Below are 23,108 nucleotides of genomic sequence, written 5' to 3' on the forward strand. Positions count from 1 at the left end.
ATAAGCCTCTTTTTTTTGCGTTTCAGTGTGCGGTTTAGCCGATTAATTTACGGAATAAGCTACGAGCAGCCCACTTGCGCTCACTTCGTTTGCGGTATTTGGGCAGAGAACGATAGACAGCAATGGATTGGTTAAATGCAGCGCTGGCTTCATCCTTGCGTCCCAGCATACGGTACATTAGGCCTGTCAGATAATAGCCCTCACTAGAAGAAGACTGGATCTCCTGAAATTGCTGTAGATAGTGTAGTGACTTATTTACGTCACGTTCCTTGAAAGCAGCGGCTAAATGCAAATAGGGCTCACCGTATTGCACTCGCGGGTTAATGTCCAGGGCCTTGAGTAAATGCTGTTCTCCATCCTCCAGATGGGTTGTGTGTACCTCAGCCGTACCCCGCGCGTTCCAATAGTCTGCTGAATCTTCATATCGGGATTGAATTTCCAATAGTAGCTCCAAAGCCTGCGAGTATTTCTTGCTTTCGATCCAAATTCGAGCCAAATCAAACTTGGCAGCCACATCGTTGGTGTTTAACGCAATCTGTTGACGCAATCGTGCTGCATTGCGTCTTCTTTTCCACGGTTTGCTGATGCTGGGCAATACACCGACAAAGCTGCGATCCAATATATAGATCAAGATTAAGAGTACGAGCATTGCCAAAAACGGGTTACCGAGCAAACTCCACAGTAGAGAGAAAATCAAAAATTTCCCAATCATTCTGCTCCAATCCTCCTGTATATGTAGCTATCCATACTTTCCACATTATAGCATAGGGGCGCTTTCAGGGGCATTAGCATGATGAGATTTCGAAGAATGATAGCTTTCTATGTGGGTGGGGGAATGGAAGAGTATACATCGTTTAGATTGATGCTTGTGAAAATGTCGTATGTACAAAGACTCCTCCTTGTATGGAGGAGCATGAGAAATATCAGTATTACATTGAGTGACTGAAGACAACTTGGGAATATGCAGATGAGTTAGTTGCATTGGTCCATCCTATTTTTTTATTCCCGCCAAAAGGTTGAACAGTCGGCCTTATCCAAAATATTAAACTCGACTATTTTCTCAAGTAATGAGAAATCAACTGGACTATCCCACTGGATACGTATCAACTGCTTGGTGTGATTATAGCCAGCCTGCACAATTAAATCAGAAAAATGATTAATCCCTGCCCTTTCAGGGGCAACAGCCAAATGATGTTTGGCTATGCTAAAGCCAATAATAAATGTGCCGTGATCGGTAAACATAGGCTGTTTCCACGCAATTTTTGGCATTAAATTTGGAAACTTCTTGATTACCCAAGCTAAAACCTCTTCCGTTCGGGCTTGATGTTGCGGGTTATCAATATGCGCTAAATATTCTGCAAAAGCTTCCATGTAAGTTCCCTCCTAAAATCAAAATTGTATCGTTCAGAGGAATTCCTCAACAAGAATAGAGTACAAATATGAATCATGAAACTCGCCTTTGTAGTACCAGTGTTCTCGCATTATACCTTCACGTTGCATTCCGATCTGTTGCATAACCTTCTCAGAAGCTTTATTTTCTGGACGACATGTTGCATAAATACGATGGACATCAAGTGTACTAAATCCAAATCCTAGCAGGGCTCGTGCCGCTTCTGTTGCATAACCCTTTCCTTGATAATCTGGGTTTAAAATATAACCCACTTCTGCATTAGTATCTTTGACATGAATACCAACACCGCCGATCAGAATTCCAGTGTTTTTCAGACATATAGCTAGTTCGTAGTCTTGTCGTGGCTTTTCCTGCTGTGAGACTAGAACTTGTTCTATATATGCCTTTGTATCTTCTTCTGTATTGGGTCCCCATGCTGTGTGCCTAGTAACTTGGGGCAATGACGTGTAGGTATGTATACTTCCCCAATCGGATCTGCAAATATCACGAATGATGAGCCGATCTGTTTCAAATTGCATAACGATTCCTCCTGTCCATCATTAGCATACATATTCGTGTTTTCTGCACAAGCTATTAAACCTATTTAAGCAGATCTGATGGAATATTCAAGATTTTGAGAGAAAGTGTTAAAGAAGAGGATCGAATTACGTGTTGAATAAGGGGAACGAATCAATCCTTTTGCCGCCTGAACGCAAACCGCAAGGGAGGCGTCCGGCAAAAGGCAAACAGAAAAAATTGAATGTGGTACTGGATTAGCTACTGTTATTGGCTATCCAGTCCGTCTTAAAACAGTCTACGGGCTGTTACGAAACGTTTCTTCCATTTATCGTCAAACGTATCAAAATGAACGCCGCGCTCTTTGGAGAAAGTATGCAGCAATTTGTTGTTCCCTGCATAGATCGCCACATGGCCGATCTCCAGCCCACGCGCACTGAAGAACAGCAGGTCACCTTTGCGCAGTTCGTTCAGCCCCACCTCCCGGCCTTCTTTTGCCTGATCGTAAGAGACACGGGGGAGGTCGATAGAGAGCGTATGTCGGAACACTTCCCCTACAAATGAGGAACAATCAAAGGTCGCTGTCTGTCCGGTTGCTGCGCCGAATTTATAAGGGGTACCAAGGAATTTTTGCCCGTAGGCGATCAGTTCATCACCCTGCCGTTCTGCTAGAGAAGTGCTGGTGTAATCACTGTATTTTGGTTTAGCCGATATGTATCCGGTCAGGTTGTTTTTAGTGCGTACTTCCAGCCAGAGAGCATTAACCTCGCGGATGACATGAACCTTTTCACCGGTTGGAATAAGCCGCAGGGAAGGAGAAGCTTCTGATGAATCTGGTTTGCTGCGCAAGTTGACTCCAGAAAGAATCGTTGTGAAAAAGTCTTCTTTAGAGGCAATTCGGATCGTTCGGGTTAGAGCGTCCCATTTCACTGTGCTCCCGAGTGCTTCGCTCACAAAACGCAGTGGAATCATTGTGTTGCCCTTAACAATCTGTCCGGGAACGTTCAGGGACAGCGTTTTGTCGTTGAGGGTGGCAGCAACTTCTCCAATACGATAGGTCAGCGTCGTGTCGTTTTTGGTTGCTGTTACGGTTTTGCTGGCTCCGTTCCAGGAAAGCACAGCTCCTTGCGCCTCAAACAACTGACGCATAGGGACGAGCGTTGTCCCGTCTAGCAGTAGCGGTTGGGCAGTAAGCTCAAGCGGGCGGTCATCCACATAAACGGTTGTTACTGGAGTTAGCGGCGCCGACTTGGCGTAAGACGGGGTTGCTTGCAGCAGTGATACGGCCAGCAGAGCCAGCCCTACTTTCTTGTTGATTGTCATGCTGTCATCACCTCGTTGTTAAGTTGTTCATCTAAGTTGTACGAGACTGCCTCCGATTAGTTGTGTACCAATTATTGGATTAATTCAAAAACCAAAATAAACAAAAATAAAACAAAGTCATATCTGTGTTTTTATGTTGACATCAAAATTAAATAAAGATAGAATTACAAATGTGAAATGTTTCACTTTAGAGTAGTTCTGTATTTAGCGAGGGATCAAAAGTGAATCCTTAGGAGGCAGATTTTTATGAGCGCACATGTATTTTTTGTACCATCTATCAATCTGATGGGAAAAGGCTGTTTGCATGAAGTTGGACCCTATATAAAAGAACTACATTTAAACAAAGCACTGGTCGTGACCGATAAGTTTCTGATGAAGAGTGGAATTGCAGGCAAGGTCACATCCTTGCTGAATGATATTGGCTTGAACTATGTAGTATACGATGAGGTCAAGCCCAATCCAACCTGTAAAAACGTACATGATGGCGTTCAATTTCTACAGGACAACGGCTGCGACTTTTTAATTTCTATTGGTGGAGGATCCCCACAGGATACGGCCAAGGGAATTGGCATTATTGCTACCAATGGGGGACATATAACGGAGTATGAGGGCGTTCATCAATCCAAGCATAAATCGCTGCCCATTGTCGCCATTAATACAACGGCAGGAACATCCGCAGAAATTACAATCAATTATGTCATTACGGACGAAGAGCGCAAAGTCAAAATGGTTATGGTTGACAAGAATAGCGTAGCTACGATTTCAGTCAACGACCCTGAACTGATGGTAGACAAACCCGCCGCATTAACGGCAGCTACAGGACTAGATGCTTTGACTCATGCCATTGAAGCTTTGGTTACTCCGGGTTCTTATCCTGTTACAAATGCGACCGCGTTGGCAGCAGTAGAACTTATTTTTAACAACTTGGCCCGTACAGTGAGCGACGGTCATGATATAGAAGCACGTGAACAAATGGTTTACGCTATTTTCTTGGGAGGACTTGCATTTAATAATGCCGGGTTGGGTTACGTCCATGCTATGGCCCATCAGCTAGGCGGCGTATACGATTTGCCTCATGGGGTTTGCAATGCCATGCTGCTGCCGATTGTGGAGGAGGAGAATGCCAAGCATGTACCAGAGAAGTTTCGTGCCATCGCTAAGGTAATCGGTTTTGAAGATAAGGGGAAAACGGATAAAGAATGCGCGGACTATGTAATTCAAAGAATCAAAGACCTGTCGAAGGAAGTAGGGATTCCTGCCAAACTTTCTGAACTAGGTGTAAATGAGGTGGATTTAGATTTGCTTGCCGAAAACTCCATGAAGGATGCTTGTGCTCCGGGCAATCCGTTCATACCTAGCAAAGAACAAGTTATCGAAATGTTTAAGAAAATTCTATAAATCATACTGCTATTATTTTGTTATATACTTTAAGGGCTGTCCCAGGAACTGATTAAGAACACCAGGGACGGCCCTTTGCATTCTTATTATAACAGACTTAAATCTTATTCTTTGAAGCATTTCATACGTGAAAATCCGATCAGACTGACTGAATACTTGATTTGTATAGATGTCTATGCAATAATGCTTGTATGTTAAAAAATAATGCAGCTGCACTTGTAGGAACCATTAGGGACTCGATCAATAAATTAATTGTATCTGAGCTCGAATCCTATGGAGTTGAAGGAATTGTACCTACCCATGGTGGAATACTGATGTTTCTGTATCAAACGGATGGACTTTCGATTAAGGAATTGACGCAAAAAATTGCTCGTCAGCAGCCCACAGTCACTGTTTTGATCGACAAGCTAGTAAAATTGGGGTATGTGGAGAGGAAAAAAGAAAGGGAGGATAGCCGGCTTACTCTGATCTATCTTACCGAAAAGGGAAAAGAGCTGGAGCCTATATTTGAGACGATCTCCTATAAATTAAAAGAAACCATCTATGGGGGTCTCAAAGACGAGGAACAAAAACAACTGGAATATCTGCTGGAGCATGTAAAAAACAGGTTTTAAATTTTTTTAAACAAATGTATAGATATCTATACAAATGCCAAAATAACAATAAAACATCTGGAGGTCATGAAAATGAAACATCTTATCATCTATGCTCACTCTAACGCTGAAAGCTTTAATCACGCGATACTGGAAACGGTTGTAACCACCTTGAAGGAAAAAGGTGACGAAGTCGTTGTACGCGATCTATACGCTCTTAATTTTCAACCGGTATTAAAACCTGAGGATACTGCTGCGATGAGAGCTGGACAAACACCGGCTGATATCAAATTAGAGCAGGAGTATATCACGCAGTCCGATACGATTACGTTTATTTCGCCCATTTGGTGGACAGGACTTCCTGCGATCTTGAAAGGTTATGTTGATCGTGTATTTGCATACGGCTTTGCCTATACGGCTGGTACAGAAGGGATTAATAAGCTGCTTACAGGTAAAAAAGGGTTTATCGTGAATACACATGGTACTCCCAACGCGATCTACGATGAAATCGGTATGACCACAGGATTGAAGCTCACATCAGATACAGGAATTTTTGATTTCGTTGGAATTGAATCGGTCGGCCACTTGCTGCTTGGAAGTATCGGCTACCTTGATGAAGACGGTTATAAAGGATTGCTGAAACAAGTACAAGACACGGTTAAAACAGTGCTGTAAAGTTAGTTCATATTCGTTCAGAAGCGTAGGACATTCTTTAAACGACAAGGTCAACCAGCATTTGAGGGTTGGCCTTTTCTTATAAGTGCTAATACTTTTCTAATATAGTCCAGACAACGATCTGATCCTGCTTGTTATTATGGGGATATACAAAACTAGCCTTTGTATGATTTGTTTTGTCATAATATACTAAGGCGTTTAGGCTTTGGGCGGAGTCGTAGCTTTGATCCACGAAATGGTTACCCAATTTATTTTTTACATCATCAAGTTTCTGAAGCTTGTGACCATCGATACTGGAAAATTCACTCTCGGACAAGGTTTGCAGTTTCATAATCTCTCCACTAGAGCTATAGACAATCAAGAAATTTTCAAAATATCTGTGATCGGCATCTTTCGTGTGTTTATCGTTAAAATCCGGATTCTTTCTATAAGCAGTCAAATCAATCTCCGCAATATTCTTGCTTAGTGGAATATGGTTTATTGTCAATTCCGATAGATCCGTTGATTTTACCGACATCTCCGTCCATAGATCTTTTGTGAAATATGCCGTTAAAGCGATCAGGATAACAATACATATAATGAAGCTTTTTTTGGAGATTAGCTTAAGCATAGTTTGAAGACTCCTTACTATCACAGAGATTAGCATGGTTTATTTTATCGCAAATATTGGAGTATACTATTTAATTGTAACGAGTCGATGAATGAGATTAAAGAATTTTTTTGTTTTGGGCTAAGAGACCTCTGAAGGTGTAGGGGGAAAGTATAATAATTCACAAATATTTCATTGTTATTATCGTTGGCAATTCTTTATAGTACATAGTATCCATATTTAGTTTAACGTCGAGATAATGAAATTAATTTTCCTTACTTAGTGATCATCTGCATGTATTCAGAACAAGAATTACGGGAAAAATAACATAATGTGAGGGTGTACTGGGTGAGATATAAAATCATAGCAGATAGTTGCTGCGACTTAACGACAGAGCTTAAAGAAGAGATGCAAGTAACTACGATTCCATTAAACATGACATTGGGTGAAAAATGCTTCATAGATGATGACACATTGGACTTGCCTCAGTTTATGGAAGAAATGAAAGCCTGTACAACCAAGATTGGTTCCGCATCACCATCACCTATGCTGTATAAGGAAGCCTTTCAAGGCGCGCATACTTCTTTTGCCATTACATTATCCAGCAACCTGTCCAGCTCGTATTCCAGTGCGTTGGTAGCAAAGGATATGGCGGAAGAAGAGGGAGCGGATGTTCATGTATTCGATTCGAAAAGCGCATCGGCTGGGCAACTCTTGTTAGCTTTAAAACTACGCAAGCTGATCGACGAAGGATATCATAAAAGCGAAATTATCTCTTCCCTGGAGAGCTTTATCAGCAAGATGAAAACCTATTTTGTTTTAGAGAATTTGGATAATTTGGTCAAGAACGGACGAATGAATAAAATTACTGGAAAGATACTCTCATTCTTGCATATCAGGCCTATTTTAGGTTCAGACGGTGACGGGAACATCGCATTATTTACTCAAGCCCGTGGTCAAAATCAAATCATTGAAAAGTTGGCAGATACCATTGAAAAAAGTGGTCGAAGTACCGAAGGAGAAAGCATCGTTATTACTCATTGCAATAATCCCGGACTGGCGCAAAAGTTAATGAATACCTTGAAGAACCGCTATCAATTTAAAGATATTCATATTGTGCCCACCAGGGGAATTAGTTCAATGTATGCCAATGACAAAGGGATCATTATCGCCTTTTAAAAAGTATTCAGGGTTTATCCTCGTGCGATGGATAAACCCTTTTTAGTATATTGGGGCTTTGCATGAGTCTAAGCCTATCCCAATTTTCTAATGAGAACAGAGGCGTTTATGCTGGCTTGAGTTCCTCCGGCCTGTGTTTGCAGGGCAACAGCAGCAGTAGAGCTATGGTTACGCAGAGTAAGGACATCACCGCATGCCAGGGCGAGGATGGCTTGCCCGGTGTTCTGTTGTGTTCCCGCTTCTGAGCCGTACACGGTTCCCTCAGCCAGTACGCCATTAATAAAGATGGCGAATTGGTTAGGTTCTACACCCGACACCGAAAAGCGGACTTCATACTTTCCTGCATCGGCTACAGCAATTTGTGTAGTCCCTGGAAGGTGAGCAATCCCAGGTGTAAGTATGCCGTTCGTATCGAAAATGACCTCCCCTTCAATCGAAACGAGTTGGGGCCTCACATTATAAATGTAACCGAACTGCGCTATATCACCTGTGGTTCTGGAATCCCCTTCAGCATCATGATTAATGTTCACACGTACAACCTGCTTTTTGACAATGATGTCTTTACCAAACGATTTCCGTTTCGAGCGGCTTCTTTTTTTGGGGGGCATTTCCTCAAACTTTTTTTCTAGCTTATCAAACCAGGCACGAACGAAAACATCTTTTTTACGGCCTTTTTTTTGGTTCATTTTAGGACGACCCAATACAAACACCTCCATATGGTTTGTTGTATAGTACTCCATTCATCTAGAGGAGGCATAGATATCTGTCCTGTGTTTCATAGGAAACGATCTATTTTGACTAAAAACAGGCTTCTGTACAAGGTACATTCGTCTAGTATGTAAAAAGCACCTCCAAAAGTATCCTTGGTTGTCAACTAAGGATACTTTTGGGGTGCCAGTAGTAGCTTATATCATGATGAAGCGGTTTGAAGCCGCTTTTTTCGCACATATAGGGCGTACAGGATACCGCCAAGCAGGCACAGGATACAAGCAAATACTGCCAGTAACCAAGCTGAAGCAACTGCCCCTCCACGATCCATACTGTTTCCAAGCCATAGGGGCAGCAGGGCCCCTCCGACTCCACCTGCACCGATAAGCAGGCTGGTCGTCGATTCTTCTGTACCTGGCATCATTTTGCTGGCAAAAACAAGAGCGATGGAAAAGATGCCTGACATGCCGAGTCCCAGCAGTACGATAAGGACAAAGGCACCAGCAGTGCCTTGGATCAACGGGAACACACACAGCAGCAGAGTCGCTGCCAGTGAGCTCAGAGCGACAAAGACACCGTAGCCGTATCGATCGGCAATGTAGCCTGTGAACAACCGTCCAAAGGCCATTGCCAACCAAAAGCAGGTGACGCTGAGTGCTGCTTCGGCTTGTGTGAGACCGAGTCGCTCGATGAACATGGAGGGCAGGAAATTGGCCAGACTCATCTCTGTTCCTACGTAGATAAAGAAAAAAACGATAAATAATGCAAGGAGCCTCCAATTGCCTATAGGGCTGCTTTTAGAAGCCTTTACGGTAGGTGACTCCAGTGAATTAGTGGCACGCTTATGGTAGTCACCTCGGTGTTCTTGTTCGTCCAATAGAGCGTCCATTGTGCCAAAGGACCCGCGCAGCCAGGCTATAGTGGCTACGGCTGCAAACAAGGAGATGATGGGGAATGCCAGTCGCCACCAACCTAGAGCAATGAATTGGCTGGCGATAGCCGGCATTGCTAAGGCGCCGATCCCGAAAAAGACTTCCAGACGGCTCATAGCCGCGCCCGTTCCTTGGGTAATACCCCCAATAACAATAGTACCTATGACTGCTTCTACCATGCCGAAGCCAAATCCGGCTACTGCCCCGACGGCATATAGCCAGCCCCAAGGCGGCAGTAGTGAATATAGCACTTCAGCCGCACATAGCAGGAGGAGGGCAAATATCAGGCTTCGGCGTTTGCCAAAAGTCCGGGCAAGCCACGGTGACAGTAGGACTCCAGCCAGAAAGCCGGAAAATTGAGCGAATATCAGGCTTCCGCCATCTGTATAGTTTCTACCGTAATGCTCTAGCAATACGGGCAGTAGGGAGCCTACAACCACATGGGCTAGACCAATTAAAAAATAAGACAAGCTGCCGATCCATAGCAGTCGTTTCATGATTAACTCCTTTGGTACTAATTACCTTCATGCAGTAAAGTGAATGGTATAAGTCAGATTTGAATCATTAGGATAGCTCCAGTACTTGAAAGCCATAGCCTTCAATAGAAATATCTCCTTCCAGGAATTTCCCACTGATTAGCTCTTTTCCTTTTTGGTCATCCAGATGATATTGCTGTGTCTGGGCATTATGGTTCAGAACAAATAGATAAGACTTTCCATCTTTGGACCGCATAGTGGCTTCTATGCCCGCAGGAGCACGCAGCAGGGATGAAATCCCTTTTTGCTCACAAATGTAGCCCAGCAGACCATCAAGGAAAGGTTCCTCAGGGTCGGAAGCGACGTACCACGCCTCACCTTCACCAAAACGATTGCGTGTCAGCACGGGCATGCCCTGATAGAAATCATCGCCGTATTCCGCCAGCACCTCGGCTCCTTCGCTATGCAGCAAGTCGCAGAGCAACCCACATTTATATTCACCTTCTAATACGCCCACTTTTTCTTTCAATATAATGCGATTGTGTGATTCAGGCAGAAGCGCATCAATTTCCTCCACCCAGATCCCGAGCAGATTACGCAGCTTACCAGGATATCCTCCGATTGTGACCAGATCGTTTTCATTTACAATGCCGCTGAAAAAGGTCGTTAGGAATGTGCCACCACGCTCTGTGAATTGTTCCAGCTTCTCAGCAGTACCCGGCTTGACCATGTAGAGTACAGGCGCGATAATGAGATCATATTTTTGGAAATCTGTATCCACAGAAATCATGTCTACCTGTACGTTGCGCCGGAAGAAGGTAGCATAATACTTATGCACCTGATCTAGGTATTTCAAGGCGACAGAAGGGCCGCTTGATTTTTCCAAAGCCCACCAATTATCCCAATCAAACAAAATAGCTACTTTGGCATGAACAGTTGCGTCAAGCAGCGTGTTGCCTAAAGCACCAAGCTCGCTGCCAAGCTGTGCCACCTCGCGAAATACACGTGTGTTCTCATGCCCGGCATGCTCAATTACAGCCCCGTGGAATTTCTCACAAGCACCGATCGAGCGGCGAAGCTGGAAAAACATGACCGTATCCGCGCCATGTGCTACAGCCTGATAACTCCATAAACGCATAACACCAGGCCGTTTAAGTGAATTATACGCCTGCCAATTCTGCTGGCTCGGTGTTTGCTCCATCAGCATAAAGGGCTGCCCATCCTTCAAGCCGCGCATCAGATCATGCGCCATCGCCGTATAGCTTATCGGGGTATTAGCACCGGGATAGCTGTCCCAAGATACTATATCCATGTGCTTAGCCCATTTAAAATAATCCAGTTGCTTAAAAAAGCCCATCAGATTGGTTGTTACCACGGCATCGGGAATATGTTTTTTAATCGCGTTATATTCCAGCAGGTAGCAATCCAGAATACTGTCTGAATTAAAGCGCGCATAATCGAGGGATATACCCTGGAATGTGGAGTGATTTTCTCCCCAATGTTCGCTTAGATTATTTGGAGGTACAATTTCATCCCAATCATAGAAGGTGTGACCCCAGAAGGAAGTATTCCACACCCGGTTTAGCTCTTCCAGTGATCCGTATTTTTGTTTGAGCCACACTCGGAACGCTGCGGCACAATTTTCACAATAGCAATCCCCGCCATACTCATTAGAAACATGCCACACGAGGATCGCGGGATGATCTTTGTAACGCTCTGCAAGTCGGTCAGCCATCTGCTCGGCGTATTTCCGATAGGTTGGACTGTTCGGACAAGAGTTATGGCGTCCACCGAATTTTCGCTTACGCCCGTCAGCATCGACCCGAAGAATGTCGGGATAACGGGTAGCCATCCAAGCAGGGTGCGCTGCCGTACTAGTAGCTAGACAAACGAAGATATCGCTTTCATAAAGATTATCAATTAGCTGATCTAGCCACTCAAAATGATATGTGATTTCATCAGACTGAATTTTAGCCCATGAGAAAACGTTGAGTGTGGCGATATCAATACCGGCCTGCCTGAACATCCGTAAATCCTCCTGATGCGTGGCCTCATCCCATTGCTCAGGATTGTAATCCCCACCGTAAAATACTTTAGGAAGTTTGCTGCTTATCATGCCAATCACCTCTGTATATAAGAATAATCCTATCTTATAATACAAATTAATGCTTTTAAATATAATAAAATGAACATGTATATAACAATATGGATCTACATGAGACACAAATACCGCATACGCCGGAGGTGCTTTTTATGATTTTGACTCCCCATCATTTGCGATTTTTCCTGACTACTCGTGAACACTCTTTACCTCTTTTTATTGAAAGTATCGGATTTAATAGCAGACAGGAGGATGTGTCCCGTCCAGAGGGCTATCCATGTTTTCACTGGATTCAGACGGTGTCTGGTGAGGGGATGTTTACATATAAAGGGGGGACCTTCCGTTTGGGCGAGCAGTCCGGGGTCCTGCTGCTGCCAGGCGAAGCCCATGCATACAGACGGGCGACCAAGGTATGGCAAACGTTATACATCACATTTGACGGACCCATCGCCGCTGCTGTATTGACTGCACTCGGATTGAAGCATACGCGAGGGTATCATTGGGATCCGGATAGCGAGCTGCACAGCTTTGGGGAAAACATGCTACACTCCATGGTTAGTGAACGTGATTTGTCTGGATTAGATGCTTCGGCCAATATGTACCGTTTTCTGACTCTGCTGCGTAAACATGGACAACATAGCTCGATGCCTTCCCTTTCTCATAATGTGGAACGTTTAACTCCTGTACTGACCTTTATGGAGCAAAATTATGCCAGCCCAGATGTGGGTTTAAGGGATATGGCCGTGATGATGAATGTCAGCGCTCGTCATTTAAATACATTGTTTAAGCAAGCGTTCGGTGTGACTTCGTATGCTTATCTGATTGTAATTCGGTTGCGGAAGGCGAAGGAAATGATGACGGAGTATCCGCAATTAACGGTGAAGGAGATTTCGGAGCGCGTAGGCTTCCGAGATGTCAGTCATTTTGTGGCAACATTCCGCCGAGCGGAAGGAATTACGCCTGAAAGGTTCAAAATACTGTATACATAAGGGTATTTTATCAAAATACTCTTTCTTACTCGGGAATGCTCTTTTTAGGGAGCATTCCTTATTGTTTTTTTCTGGATGAGGGAGTATAAAATAATAGTTCATTTGTTTCATCAATCTGATGTGCAGGTGACATAATAAATATACGATTCATAGTTCTTTTGCAAAACCCTCATCCAAAGAAGGAGTCAACGAAATGCTGAGTAAAGTCAAAAGGTTATTAATCGGTCGTCCGCGAAAGTCGACGGCCCTTGAAGATGAGAAACTGAATAAGCTCAAGGCACTGGCCATTCTGTCTTCAGATGCATTGTCCTCTGTAGCTTACGGCACGGAGCAAATTCTGCTGGTTTTAATTACAGCGGGCTTCGCTGCCCTATGGTATTCCATCCCTATATCCATTGCGGTGTTGGGTTTGCTTATCATCCTGATCCTGTCGTATAGACAAACCATTTTTTCCTACCCTGGTGGTGGGGGAGCCTACATTGTCGCACAGGACAATTTGGGAAAGAGTCCAAGTCTGATTGCAGGCGGCTCTCTGCTGGTCGATTATATTCTGACGGTAGCTGTTAGCTCATCGGCAGGTACAGATGCCATTACATCGGCGTTCCCATCGTTACATGATCATCGGATCGCAATTGCTTTGGTGATGATTATCTTTTTGACTATTATGAATTTGCGCGGGGTGACGGAATCTGCCTCGGTGCTGGCGATACCGATTTACTTATTTGTTGTTGCCATTTTTGTTTTGATTATTAGTGGTATCATTCACTATCTGGCAGGAGGAGCCCATGCTGCGGCGCCGCAATTTGGAGCTACGGTATCCAATGTCAGTCTGTTTCTCTTACTGAAAGCATTCAGCTCGGGCTGTTCGGCGCTAACCGGTGTAGAAGCTGTCTCCAATGCCATTCCGAACTTCCGCAAGCCTGCTGCCAAAAATGCGGCAACTACATTGATGATGATGGGCTTGATTCTCGGCTGTATGTTTATCGGAATTAGTTTGCTGGCTTATTGGTACGGTGTTCGTCCTAATCCGCAAGAAACAGTCATTTCGCAAATTGCGAATGCCACTTTTGGGCGCGGTGTGATGTACTACATCATTCAAGGTGTGACGGCGCTTATCTTGTTTTTGGCGGCCAACACAGCCTATTCAGCCTTTCCGTTGCTCGCTTTTATGCTCGCTAAGGACAAATATATGCCGCATATGTTTATGGTTCGTGGAGATCGACTCGGTTATTCTAACGGTATCCTGTTTTTGAGTATCTTCTCGGCATTGCTGGTCATCGTTTTTGGTGGCAATACCGAAAATCTCATTCCGCTTTATGCTGTAGGGGTATTTATCCCGTTTACCCTGTCGCAGCTTGGTATGATGATTCGATGGATTCGGCTCAAACCTGCTGGCTGGGTCGTCAAGCTGGCTATTAATACGGTTGGGATGCTAACCACGCTGTCGATTACGCTCATCTTTATCTTCACTAAGTTTAGCCAGGTGTGGGTAGTCTTTATCTTCCTGCCTTTGGTACTGTATTTCTTTATGAAGATCAACAAACATTACAAAAATACGGCTGAACAACTGCGCATTGATATCACGAAGGACAAACCTATGGTCAAGGGCAATACGATTATTATTCCGGTGGCAGGCATTACACGAGTCGTTATGAATACCATCAGCTATGCCAAAACATTGTCGGACAATGTGGTTGCTGTATATGTGGGTGTGGATGATGAAGCGATTCAAAAAATGGAACAGAAGTGGGAAGAGTGGGATGTAGGTATACGTTTAGTAGTGCTGAGATCCCGTTATCGCAGCATCATTAATCCGCTCCGCAAGTTCATCGATACAGTAGAGTGGAAAAAGGCAGACGAGGACCATATCACAGTTCTCATTCCACAATTTATCACTAAACACTGGTGGGAAAATATACTGCACAATCAGACCAGTTTGCTGATGAGAGCTTATTTAATCAATTACAAAGACGTCATCGTAACGACCGTACCTTTTCATTTAAACAAATAAAGCCATATTAATACTCATTAGTATGATAAAATCAACACTTTTTGACCGCATCTTGGTGCGGTCGGAGGGTGTTTTTTTGCATAATGGGATATTTACTTGGGTGATACATTTTGTGTATTATAGATACAAAATGTATCATTAGGAATCGTTATGGAGGGATACGATGCCCGAAGACAAGGGGAAGATGGAACAAGATAAGTTGCAATTTGTAGATACGCTAAGGGCGCTAGCGATTATCGGAGTGTTACTTGTGCATGTCAGTCAGCATGTGGACGGATTAAACGGTTGGTTGCAAAAAGGCTTGAGCATAGGAGCCAAAGGAGTCGCTTTATTTTATATGGCCAGCGCTTTTACGCTGTTTCTATCTCTGAGCAGGCGTTCGAGTGACAAGAGAGAAGGAATGGTGGCCTACCTGTGGCGTCGTTTTTTTCGGATTGCACCCTTGTATTACATGATGTTAGGAATCTATTTAATTGTAAATGGGACAGGTCCGCGATTTTGGCTTGGAGATCAGGAGGGAGTTACTGTCACTAATATTGCAGTCCATGCTCTGTTTTTGAATGGTCTCAATCCGTATTGGATCAACAGCATTATCGGTGTGGAATGGTCCATTGCGGTGGAATGTATGTTTTATCTATTTATCCCCCTCTTATTTAAGTTGATTCAATCGGTTCGCCATGCGACTTGGTTTGTCGTGATGGTGCTTGTGGCAAGCTTCGGGTTAAATACGGTGTTTGCTCAATATCCATTGATTAGTGATCAATCTTTATGGGGGCATTATTTGTATTTATGGTTTCCGAATCAGTTGCCTGTCTTTGGGCTGGGGATATTGTTGTTTTTCATTTGGAAAGACGAGCGTCATTGGAAAAGTGTAGACCCGCTCAGTGGGGGGCTTCTGCTTGTTACTGTGCTGTTTGCGTTTTTTGGAGGTATGACGGATTATCTCATAGGTGTTGGCTTGCTGTTAGGGGCGTATGCTTTGTATCATTGGCAGCCGAAATGGCTACTTAATCGCGTGTGGTCATGGATCGGCCGCCTCAGCTACAGCATGTATTTGACGCATATGCTGGTCCTGGGACTAATCGTACAGATTAAATTACCGTCTGCTCCCTTAGTCAGCCTCTCACTTCTGTTCATCATGACGTTGCTATTCACCGTCGGACTTTCCTGGTTTACCTACACGTGGATAGAACAGCCCGGCATCCGATTGGGGAAAAAGCTTATATCACGTATAAAATCTGTACGCGAGCAGGAAGATTCGGTCAAAGAAAGTGTTGCCTAGTTGCAACTTGAAGCAGCATCAGATAACATTTGGTTGAAGTGCTTGAATAAATCTACGAAATTATTGAAAAGACCTCTTGAAAAGTAGCTCCCAGCCCTTTATATTCGATGTACATCCAAGTTTTTGAATACACCGATGAGGTTTGTTGGAATTGTAAAGGAGATGCACGTATGCTTTTGGAGCCACTTGGCTTTTTACTTTTCTCTACACTGGAAGGAGTAGCTGTTTTTGCGCTGATTCTCAGTATCTTTAAAGTTAGAATGACTCCTTATCTATGGCAGGCTATTTTTGTGAATCTGATTATGAACCTGCAAAGCTATTTGCTCCGAGAGGAATTTTCACTCTCCTATTTAGTACCTGTCATTAATATGCTGCTTTTTATTTTTTTACTTGCTACAGTGGTGAAGATTCCGATTGTTTGGTCAGGTATTATGACAGTTACCGGTTATTTTGCATATGCCGTTATTCAGTCGGTACTCCTGAAAGCTATGTTCGGTAACCTACCGGTTGCTGAGCTGCAGAACGGTTCCTTGAAGGGCTATCTGTTACAAGTGGTTAGCGCAGCGACAGGACTACTAATTTCATTTATATTGTATCGAAAAGAGATCGGCTTTTCCCCAAATTTCAAAAAGCTTAAGTTCAAAGAGGAATATGGCATTGTCATCACACTGATCATTCTGTCTCTCATTTCAACCTCTATTGTGCTTTACTATAGCGAGGTATGGTTGAGTATGATATTTTTTGCACTGGTATCGGGATTTTTTATCTACTATGCAGTCGGAAAGGAATACCGAGATGATTGAAACGATGGCTTTCAAACTTGCTAACCAGATTAAACGTACTGTGCCTGATCATCCGGCTTCCGTCCCAGTACTTAAATACTCACTTGCTCTCATTCTGAATGCGTCTATGATCATCGTGTTGACACTATTCGCCTCATTCTTCACGGGGCGGATGGTCGAAGCTGTAACGATTCTCGTCGCTTTTGCCTTGCTGCGCCAAGTATCTGGTGGTATTCACTTGAAAACGGGTATGGCATGTGTGCTGGTGACCTCTGTAGCTTTTACATACATATCTTGCATTTCCTTAAATAATGGGTTGACAAACCTGTTTACCGGAATCGCTCTCATTCTTGTTTTATGCTTTGCCCCGTCCAGAATTGAAAAGCAGTCGCGCATTCCAGTGCGATTTTATCCCCTCTTGCGATTGTTATCTTCCTTGCTTGTATGTACTAACTTTGTAATAGGTTCTTCTGTAGTGGCTGTTGCTTTTTTGGTTCAAAGCCTAACATTAATCCGGGGAAGGAGGTGAGTGGAATGATGAAAAAAGTAGTATACGGGTTAGCCACATCGTTGTCTATGTTCGCGACTTTTGCTGTATCAGTGGCAAGTTATGTGTATGTTTATCAAGGAGATACACCCGAGGAACTGCTGAAATAAGCTAAATGCAGAATAGAAAAAATAATACATAGAGCTGCTATAAAGCAGCTTCTTTTTATGCAAAAAAAACAGGCGCTCTACGAAAGAGCGCCCGAATGGGAGAGGAGAAACCGGACGAAGAGCTTATGGGGAAACGTAAGTCTTCTCCGCGGTTGTCTACGACATTGGTTGAATGCCGATATCCTAAGGATGCCCAGGAGATGGTTTTTTATACCTGCTTCATCACTAAGTTTTTCAAACGGCGATGCATGTGGTACGATAACGTCATAATCTTTATATGGTTATGAACACATATAGAAAATAGGTGAGTTTCAGCGTGAGAGTGGTATCGGGTAGTGCCAAAGGAAGGCCGTTAAAGGCAGTTCCCGGCACCGGGACGCGACCGACCACGGATAAGGTCAAGGAAGCGCTATTTAGCATGATAGGTCCTTATTTTGATGGAGGAGTCGCGCTTGATTTGTTTGCTGGCAGTGGCGGCCTGGGTATAGAGGCGCTTAGTCGGGGAATGGACAAGGCAGTTTTTATTGATATGGAATCCAAAAGCATTGATGTCATTAAAGAAAATTTGCGAAAAACTGGATTAGAAGGAAAGGCAGAAGTGTTCCGCAATGATGCCGGACGAGCGCTTAAGGCGCTGGCAAAACGTGGAGCTCTTTTTGATGCTGTTTTTCTGGACCCGCCTTATCGTCTCAAGCACGGGGATGAATTGATGAGCCGCATGGCCGAGTTGGACTTGCTTCGTTCAGGTGCAATCATCGTGCTGGAGTATGAATCGGGACATGAGTATCCGATAAGTTTCGGACCGTTTGAACAGGTTAGAAAAGCGGTCTATGGTGAAACAGCGTTATCCATTTATCACTTTGATGATGCTTTGTCAGACGCCGAAGAACATACAGAAGCCGAAGGGGTCAAATTCGGCATCACCGAATCAGACGGGGAGGACCATCATGATTGAGCACAAACCACGTATTGCCGTATATCCGGGAACCTTTGATCCCGTGACGATGGGGCATCAGGATATTATTCAAAGAGCGGCCCGACAGTTTGATTTACTGATCGTCGCGGTTCTTAACAATATTAGTAAAAATCCGCTGTTTTCACTTGAGGAGCGAATGGAGCTGCTACGTACGGTAACTCGCGATATTCCAAACGTTGAAGTGGACAGCTTCCGTGATCTGACAGCCAATTATGTACGCCAAAAAGGGGCTCAGGTTATTGTCAGAGGAATTCGGTCAGTGACCGATTTTGAATATGAACTCCAATTAGCCTCTACAAATCATAAGTTGAACCCGGATGCGGAAACGATCTTTATGATGACCAACCCGGCTTATTCATATCTGAGTTCCAGTATGGTGAAGGAAATTGCGCATTTTGATGGCAAGGTCGTAGATCTGGTGTCACCAGAGGTGGAAGACGCACTGCGTGCCAAGGTTAGCGCGAATCGCGGTGGCTCCACCATGAAGTCATAAAGGAAACGGCGAGCAGAGCAAGTATAATCGTACTCAGAAGTACAACGGACAGTACGGTTAGTTGCCAGGGGTACATGGATGTTCCTACTATTTGTGTTAATAAGCTGCTGGCTCCGGCCATGACAGATTGCGATCCGGAATCATTTACACTTTCGGCAAAAGAAGATACAGAACTGCGGCTGACGTAAGCAGGAATTGTATTACTGACAATGTGGCTAAGCGGAGTCCATGCCGCCAAGGTTAGTCCAAAAGCAATGATCCCATGTAGCACTCGTGATAAGGTGAAGGTGATGCCCTTGTCGGAAGGTTTGGTGACGGCGGTAATTTGAAGCCAGCCGCACAAGCCGCCCCAGCCCAACACAGCACTGATCAGCGCTGCTTGTGTACGGAGATCGTAGGGCAGGCGGCTGATTTCATAGGAACCCAGATGGATTTCCATCCAGGCAGGCCACGCCATAGAAAGCGTTCCTTGACCTGAGTATAAGGTCAGCAGCCGAATCAGTACGGAAAAGAAAATAATGAATCCACCTGTCACCATCAGCATCTGTACAGCATGGGATACGGTTTCGCCTAACAGTTTTCCAAAGCTGCGGCCATCCCGTTCTCTGGCAGAGCGGGTAGCTTCCCATGCGGATCGGATCAGGGAGGTGGTAGTGCGGGAAACAGAAGCGCGCCGGATGGCAGCTGGCGTTTCCCGTTTTTTCGATTTTCTGGACGAATCAGGTATTCTGGCTGTGATCCAGCCTGCCAGCAGCCCGGAAATCCAGTGAACGGCAAGTAACAGCCCACCTACAGCAGCATTGTGCAGCAGTCCTGTGCCAATGACGAGCAGGATCGTAATTGGATTGCAGAAATGAGCGATAGCGGTCAGACGTCGAAGCTGAAGCGCGGTCATATCCTCCTGTTGTGCCCATTGGCGTACCGCTTCCGCGGTAGCAGGGAATCCCGCAGTTAGACCGAGGGCCAATACCCAGCCGCTTCGTCCCGGCAGCCGAAACCAGGATCGCATGAATGGCTCCAGCAGAACACCTAGACCATGTACCAGACCAAAGGCGATGAGCATTTCAGATAGCATCAAAAAAGGCAGCATGGCCGGGAAAATAATGCTCCACCATAATTTAAGTCCCTGGGTAGAGGCTTGAAATACTTCTTCTGGTGAGGCAACAATAGCCATTACAAGCAAAATGGCTCCGAGGCCAAGCAGCAAGGTTGTCCAGTAAGGAGCAGGGCGGGCTTCCTTTTGCATCAAAGATTTCACCTCTCATAAATATACTAAGGAGAGTCGGATGCTGTCTCCAGCGTTATTCACCTTCATTGTCTGGATACAGGTTGCTCGTACATGTTGTCGTAAACAATGTATGCTTTTTTGGAAGGCTTGAGAACAGGTGGTGCAGAGGCACTTGGGTAAGATAAGAGAAGTTAGGCTGCAAGGGGGAGAAGCAATGATGCGAATTAACCGGAAAAGAGCCTTTTTTACAACCGGTTATGTCTTAATGCTGGCTGCAATGGTCTATGTGCTGGTTTATATGCCAACCCCTTATCTGATCTATGGACCAGGTGGGGCAAACGAGATCAAACCGATGGTTAAAGTACAGGAAGGTGATAGCAACGAACGGGGGAGCTTTATGATGACGACGGTATCGGCGCGATATGCCAATGTCATCATGCTAGCTATGTCCAAACTGGACAGCAACTCGGAGATTCAGCGCAAAGAGGATCGTCTGCATGGCAGAAGTGAAGATGAATATGCAGCAGAGCAGGTATGGTATATGGGGGATTCCCAGTCTTCCGCGATGGAGGCTGCCTATACCCGTGCCCATGTTTCCTATCGCATTGTGCCGGATTATGTGTATGTATTTAAGGTTCCGGGACCGAACAGCGTGTTTGAGCCCGGAGATGAAATATTAGAGTTAAACGGTACGAGGGTAACTGATAATCATTCCATTCGGAAGGCATTGGAGGATGAGAAACCCGGAACGCTGGCTAAAGTGAAGCTAAAGCGCGATGGAAAGTTGCTGGCAGTGCAAGCTCCATTAACAACCATCACGGACAGTGAGACGAGAAAACAACGTTCCGGGTTTGGTGTCAGTATTGCTACAGTACAGAAGGTAGAGCCGAAGGATGGACGTAAAACGATTCATTTTACATCCACGGATGTCGGCGGACCTTCGGCAGGTTTGATGTTTACTATGGAAATCTATAACCAGTTGACGCCAGGTGACTTAAGTAAGGGATATCGTGTAGCCGGTACGGGTACTATTGATAAGGACGGTCAGGTTGGAGCGATTGGTGGCGCCAAGTATAAAATCGTCGCTGCTGACCGTCAGGGTGCGGAATTGTTTTTCGTCCCGGCGGATAATTATAAAGAGGCCAAAGCCAAAGCAGAGCAAATCGGAACCCAGATGAAGCTTGTCCCGGTTCGCAAGCTTGGCGATGCGCTGAATTATATGGAAAAGCTGCCTATTAAACCATAAGGGGTGGTCGCAAGTAATCAGCATACATGTCACGTATGGCGGGACGCGGCATCCCGGCTGCATGTATGGCGGCTGCGGCAGTATCCCAGTCCAGATGGGCATGTGATCCGGCAGACGGCTTGACCCATACTGGCAGGGTGGCGGTGTCTTTCATTCGCGCCAGCAACTCGCGTCCAGCCCTATTAAAGCCGAGCACGCGGATATAGCCGGGACCTTTCGCCAGCTCAGTGGGAGTCATATCAGCTTTGGCATGATTCAGCAAAATATGTGTACACATCCGCTGAAGCTTTGTACGAGTATAGCGCTTTGTCTTGACAGTGGCAAACAGGGCCTCCATAGAGGGATGAGGCAGCGTGTACAGCGATTGCTGTAGGCGATGCTCCAGCCCTTCGGTGACCTCGTGCAGCTCCGCCAGCTGCTGCGGGCTACGCGTGATCAGGGCGTTCAGCAACGGCTGGCAGAACGCTTCCCAATGCAGCGGGGCACGTTCTTCTTGCCACTCGCGCTGCAAAATCTCCAGGGTCGCCGCAGGTACGTACGGCGACGCGGCCTTCGGCCCGCCGTCCAGCAGCAGACGGCGGATGGCTGTGGCGCTGGCGATGACTCCGTCCGCAGGCGCCACCGTCTCATGGTAGCCCGATCCCGTGCGGGCCACCGTAAAGGGCTTGATTGTGCTGCCCAGCCGTTCCAGCGCAATCAAGTAATGCAGCCCGAGCGTATTGTTGGGCTGCTGCATGAGAGCGGCGAGCGCAGCACCGTCCGCTCCTTCGGCCGCCAGCGCGGCTGCGGCTCCTGCGTAGGCGGCAGGATAACTTGCGCCCTTGCTCAGGCGCTGGGCGATGCCGGCCTTGAGTTCGGCCGGCTCTGCCGCCAGCACGCGGGCCAGCGTGTGCAGCTGGGCGATGTCTCCGCTCTCGCTGCCGAAGCAGAGCGCGTCGACGATGCCCGTCGCGCAGAGCAGGGTCACCGCGCCGCGGGCAAACCATTCTGCGGGCTGGACAGCATAGGCCACAGGCAGCTCCAGAACCAGGTCTACGCCCATAGCAAGTGCCATTTCGGTGCGTGACCATTTGTCTGTAATCGCGGGTTCGCCTCGTTGAAGGAAGGGACCGCTCATCACAGCCACCGTTCGCTGTGCACCAGTGATACGAAGAGACTCCTTCCAGTGATGGACATGTCCGTTATGCAGGGGATTATACTCTACAATGATACCGAGTGTTTTCAAGACTGTATGTCGGCTCCTTTCTTGAAGTAACTTATTTGATAACTATTTTGAATGAGTGGTTTACTACTAGCGAATGCATGTTTTCAGGGCAGCTATCTGATATTTCATCATGCACTTGAACAAGACCATTGAGACCTGGAGCAAAAAGCTTTATACTCGCATTATTGTACACGAAGAGTGGCGGGGGTACGAATACTCACAGGTACATGATAAATACAACACATTTTTGCATCCGCATAGATCTTGCCGAACCATTGGAAAATCGATGGATTTGTAAGTGGTGTAAAGTGAAAGGTGTTGACAAACGACTCGATCAGTCGGTATAATAATTTTTGTTTG

Annotated in this window: 23 protein-coding genes; 13 read left to right on the forward strand and 10 right to left on the reverse strand. The window is 45.5% G+C overall.

What is annotated here, in order from left to right; all coding sequences use genetic code 11:
• Nucleotides 1–34: 34 nt before the first annotated feature.
• From HFE01_RS04795 to HFE01_RS04810, 4 genes are all read right to left on the reverse strand, one after another.
• Nucleotides 35–712 (reverse strand): tetratricopeptide repeat protein, encoded by a 678-nt coding sequence (locus tag HFE01_RS04795; RefSeq protein WP_016819245.1) that lies wholly within the window; start codon nucleotides 710–712, stop codon nucleotides 35–37.
• Between the two features lie 287 nt (nucleotides 713–999).
• Complete coding sequence (locus HFE01_RS04800; RefSeq protein WP_045243872.1) at nucleotides 1,000–1,371, reverse strand: iron chaperone; 372 nt, start codon at nucleotides 1,369–1,371, stop codon at nucleotides 1,000–1,002.
• A 33-nt stretch (nucleotides 1,372–1,404) separates the two neighbouring features.
• On the reverse strand, nucleotides 1,405–1,929 hold the full coding sequence (locus HFE01_RS04805) for a GNAT family N-acetyltransferase (protein WP_031463300.1): 525 nt from the start codon (nucleotides 1,927–1,929) through the stop codon (nucleotides 1,405–1,407).
• 265 nt (nucleotides 1,930–2,194) lie between these two features.
• On the reverse strand, nucleotides 2,195–3,229 hold the full coding sequence (locus tag HFE01_RS04810; protein ID WP_045243871.1) for a stalk domain-containing protein: 1,035 nt from the start codon (nucleotides 3,227–3,229) through the stop codon (nucleotides 2,195–2,197).
• 246 nt (nucleotides 3,230–3,475) lie between these two features.
• On the opposite strand from HFE01_RS04810, the gene HFE01_RS04815 reads away from it, so the two are divergent.
• From HFE01_RS04815 to HFE01_RS04825, 3 genes are all read left to right on the forward strand, one after another.
• Nucleotides 3,476–4,627, forward strand: a complete 1,152-nt coding sequence (locus HFE01_RS04815) for an iron-containing alcohol dehydrogenase (protein WP_016819251.1) — start codon at nucleotides 3,476–3,478, stop codon at nucleotides 4,625–4,627.
• Nucleotides 4,628–4,818: 191 nt separating this feature from the next.
• Nucleotides 4,819–5,241, forward strand: a complete 423-nt coding sequence (locus tag HFE01_RS04820; protein ID WP_016819252.1) for a MarR family winged helix-turn-helix transcriptional regulator — start codon at nucleotides 4,819–4,821, stop codon at nucleotides 5,239–5,241.
• Nucleotides 5,242–5,313: 72 nt separating this feature from the next.
• Nucleotides 5,314–5,895 carry an NAD(P)H-dependent oxidoreductase gene (locus tag HFE01_RS04825; protein ID WP_016819253.1) on the forward strand — a complete coding sequence of 194 codons (582 nt, stop codon included), beginning with the start codon at nucleotides 5,314–5,316 and terminating at the stop codon, nucleotides 5,893–5,895.
• 88 nt (nucleotides 5,896–5,983) lie between these two features.
• Here HFE01_RS04825 and HFE01_RS04830 read toward each other — a convergent pair whose 3' ends face one another.
• Complete coding sequence (locus tag HFE01_RS04830) at nucleotides 5,984–6,505, reverse strand: hypothetical protein (RefSeq protein WP_016819254.1); 522 nt, start codon at nucleotides 6,503–6,505, stop codon at nucleotides 5,984–5,986.
• A gap of 327 nt (nucleotides 6,506–6,832) precedes the next feature.
• Here HFE01_RS04830 and HFE01_RS04835 point away from each other — a divergent pair, with 327 nt between their 5' ends.
• Complete coding sequence (locus tag HFE01_RS04835) at nucleotides 6,833–7,663, forward strand: DegV family protein (protein ID WP_016819255.1); 831 nt, start codon at nucleotides 6,833–6,835, stop codon at nucleotides 7,661–7,663.
• Nucleotides 7,664–7,737: 74 nt separating this feature from the next.
• Here the strand turns inward: HFE01_RS04835 and HFE01_RS04840 are convergent, their stop codons facing one another.
• The 3 genes from HFE01_RS04840 to HFE01_RS04850 all read right to left on the reverse strand — a co-directional run bounded on the left by HFE01_RS04840 (nucleotide 7,738) and on the right by HFE01_RS04850 (nucleotide 11,895).
• A complete protein-coding gene (locus tag HFE01_RS04840) occupies nucleotides 7,738–8,364 on the reverse strand; it encodes a BclA C-terminal domain-containing protein (RefSeq protein WP_107734264.1) in 627 nt (208 codons plus the stop codon).
• A gap of 209 nt (nucleotides 8,365–8,573) precedes the next feature.
• Entirely contained in the window at nucleotides 8,574–9,800 is a 1,227-nt protein-coding gene (locus tag HFE01_RS04845) for an MFS transporter (protein ID WP_016819257.1), read from the reverse strand.
• A gap of 67 nt (nucleotides 9,801–9,867) precedes the next feature.
• Nucleotides 9,868–11,895 (reverse strand): beta-galactosidase, encoded by a 2,028-nt coding sequence (locus tag HFE01_RS04850; RefSeq protein ID WP_107734263.1) that lies wholly within the window; start codon nucleotides 11,893–11,895, stop codon nucleotides 9,868–9,870.
• Between the two features lie 137 nt (nucleotides 11,896–12,032).
• Between HFE01_RS04850 and HFE01_RS04855 the strand changes: the two genes are divergently transcribed.
• The 8 genes from HFE01_RS04855 (at nucleotide 12,033) to coaD (ending at nucleotide 19,070) form a co-directional block, all read left to right on the forward strand.
• Entirely contained in the window at nucleotides 12,033–12,869 is an 837-nt protein-coding gene (locus HFE01_RS04855; RefSeq protein WP_107734262.1) for an AraC family transcriptional regulator, read from the forward strand.
• Between the two features lie 193 nt (nucleotides 12,870–13,062).
• Nucleotides 13,063–14,880 (forward strand): APC family permease, encoded by a 1,818-nt coding sequence (locus tag HFE01_RS04860; protein WP_013370622.1) that lies wholly within the window; start codon nucleotides 13,063–13,065, stop codon nucleotides 14,878–14,880.
• Between the two features lie 163 nt (nucleotides 14,881–15,043).
• Nucleotides 15,044–16,162, forward strand: coding sequence for an acyltransferase family protein (locus tag HFE01_RS04865; protein ID WP_107734261.1), 1,119 nt, complete (start codon nucleotides 15,044–15,046; stop codon nucleotides 16,160–16,162).
• A gap of 170 nt (nucleotides 16,163–16,332) precedes the next feature.
• Nucleotides 16,333–16,965 (forward strand): hypothetical protein, encoded by a 633-nt coding sequence (locus tag HFE01_RS04870; RefSeq protein WP_016819261.1) that lies wholly within the window; start codon nucleotides 16,333–16,335, stop codon nucleotides 16,963–16,965.
• Nucleotides 16,958–17,473 carry an accessory gene regulator ArgB-like protein gene (locus HFE01_RS04875; protein ID WP_107734260.1) on the forward strand — a complete coding sequence of 172 codons (516 nt, stop codon included), beginning with the start codon at nucleotides 16,958–16,960 and terminating at the stop codon, nucleotides 17,471–17,473. The genes HFE01_RS04870 and HFE01_RS04875 overlap by 8 nt, the downstream gene beginning before the upstream one ends.
• 5 nt (nucleotides 17,474–17,478) lie before the next feature.
• On the forward strand, nucleotides 17,479–17,601 hold the full coding sequence (locus HFE01_RS04880) for a cyclic lactone autoinducer peptide (RefSeq protein ID WP_013370626.1): 123 nt from the start codon (nucleotides 17,479–17,481) through the stop codon (nucleotides 17,599–17,601).
• Nucleotides 17,602–17,917: 316 nt separating this feature from the next.
• Nucleotides 17,918–18,556: a 16S rRNA (guanine(966)-N(2))-methyltransferase RsmD gene (gene rsmD, locus HFE01_RS04885; RefSeq protein ID WP_016819263.1), complete on the forward strand. Its 639-nt coding sequence runs from the start codon at nucleotides 17,918–17,920 to the stop codon at nucleotides 18,554–18,556.
• On the forward strand, nucleotides 18,549–19,070 hold the full coding sequence (coaD, locus tag HFE01_RS04890; protein ID WP_016819264.1) for a pantetheine-phosphate adenylyltransferase: 522 nt from the start codon (nucleotides 18,549–18,551) through the stop codon (nucleotides 19,068–19,070). The genes rsmD and coaD overlap by 8 nt, the downstream gene beginning before the upstream one ends.
• Here coaD and HFE01_RS04895 read toward each other — a convergent pair.
• Nucleotides 19,033–20,316: a nucleoside recognition protein gene (locus tag HFE01_RS04895; RefSeq protein ID WP_107734259.1), complete on the reverse strand. Its 1,284-nt coding sequence runs from the start codon at nucleotides 20,314–20,316 to the stop codon at nucleotides 19,033–19,035. The two genes, coaD and HFE01_RS04895, sit on opposite strands and share 38 nt — an antisense overlap.
• Nucleotides 20,317–20,512: 196 nt before the next feature.
• Here HFE01_RS04895 and HFE01_RS04900 point away from each other — a divergent pair, with 196 nt between their 5' ends.
• Nucleotides 20,513–21,544: a SepM family pheromone-processing serine protease gene (locus HFE01_RS04900; protein ID WP_044785584.1), complete on the forward strand. Its 1,032-nt coding sequence runs from the start codon at nucleotides 20,513–20,515 to the stop codon at nucleotides 21,542–21,544.
• Here HFE01_RS04900 and HFE01_RS04905 read toward each other — a convergent pair.
• Nucleotides 21,534–22,769, reverse strand: coding sequence for a nucleotidyltransferase (locus tag HFE01_RS04905; RefSeq protein WP_167438167.1), 1,236 nt, complete (start codon nucleotides 22,767–22,769; stop codon nucleotides 21,534–21,536). The genes HFE01_RS04900 and HFE01_RS04905 overlap by 11 nt on opposite strands.
• Between the last annotated feature and the right edge of the window lie 339 nt (nucleotides 22,770–23,108).

The sequence above is a fragment of the Paenibacillus sp. EKM10P genome (genome assembly GCF_011800655.1).
GTDB classification, from domain to species: Bacteria; Bacillota; Bacilli; order Paenibacillales; family Paenibacillaceae; genus Paenibacillus; species Paenibacillus polymyxa.

Bases quoted from the DNA above. Each gene is read 5' to 3' on its own strand.
- HFE01_RS04795 (WP_016819245.1), bottom strand. From the start codon at position 712: ATGATTGGGAAATTTTTGATTTTCTCTCTACTGTGGAGTTTGCTCGGT.
- HFE01_RS04800 (WP_045243872.1), bottom strand. From the start codon at position 1,371: ATGGAAGCTTTTGCAGAATATTTAGCGCATATTGATAACCCGCAACAT.
- HFE01_RS04805 (WP_031463300.1), bottom strand. From the start codon at position 1,929: ATGCAATTTGAAACAGATCGGCTCATCATTCGTGATATTTGCAGATCC.
- HFE01_RS04810 (WP_045243871.1), bottom strand. From the start codon at position 3,229: ATGACAATCAACAAGAAAGTAGGGCTGGCTCTGCTGGCCGTATCACTG.
- HFE01_RS04815 (WP_016819251.1), top strand. From the start codon at position 3,476: ATGAGCGCACATGTATTTTTTGTACCATCTATCAATCTGATGGGAAAA.
- HFE01_RS04820 (WP_016819252.1), top strand. From the start codon at position 4,819: ATGTTAAAAAATAATGCAGCTGCACTTGTAGGAACCATTAGGGACTCG.
- HFE01_RS04825 (WP_016819253.1), top strand. From the start codon at position 5,314: ATGAAACATCTTATCATCTATGCTCACTCTAACGCTGAAAGCTTTAAT.
- HFE01_RS04830 (WP_016819254.1), bottom strand. From the start codon at position 6,505: ATGCTTAAGCTAATCTCCAAAAAAAGCTTCATTATATGTATTGTTATC.
- HFE01_RS04845 (WP_016819257.1), bottom strand. From the start codon at position 9,800: ATGAAACGACTGCTATGGATCGGCAGCTTGTCTTATTTTTTAATTGGT.
- HFE01_RS04850 (WP_107734263.1), bottom strand. From the start codon at position 11,895: ATGATAAGCAGCAAACTTCCTAAAGTATTTTACGGTGGGGATTACAAT.
- HFE01_RS04855 (WP_107734262.1), top strand. From the start codon at position 12,033: ATGATTTTGACTCCCCATCATTTGCGATTTTTCCTGACTACTCGTGAA.
- HFE01_RS04860 (WP_013370622.1), top strand. From the start codon at position 13,063: ATGCTGAGTAAAGTCAAAAGGTTATTAATCGGTCGTCCGCGAAAGTCG.
- HFE01_RS04865 (WP_107734261.1), top strand. From the start codon at position 15,044: ATGCCCGAAGACAAGGGGAAGATGGAACAAGATAAGTTGCAATTTGTA.
- HFE01_RS04870 (WP_016819261.1), top strand. From the start codon at position 16,333: ATGCTTTTGGAGCCACTTGGCTTTTTACTTTTCTCTACACTGGAAGGA.
- HFE01_RS04875 (WP_107734260.1), top strand. From the start codon at position 16,958: ATGATTGAAACGATGGCTTTCAAACTTGCTAACCAGATTAAACGTACT.
- HFE01_RS04880 (WP_013370626.1), top strand. From the start codon at position 17,479: ATGATGAAAAAAGTAGTATACGGGTTAGCCACATCGTTGTCTATGTTC.
- coaD (WP_016819264.1), top strand. From the start codon at position 18,549: ATGATTGAGCACAAACCACGTATTGCCGTATATCCGGGAACCTTTGAT.
- HFE01_RS04895 (WP_107734259.1), bottom strand. From the start codon at position 20,316: ATGCAAAAGGAAGCCCGCCCTGCTCCTTACTGGACAACCTTGCTGCTT.
- HFE01_RS04900 (WP_044785584.1), top strand. From the start codon at position 20,513: ATGATGCGAATTAACCGGAAAAGAGCCTTTTTTACAACCGGTTATGTC.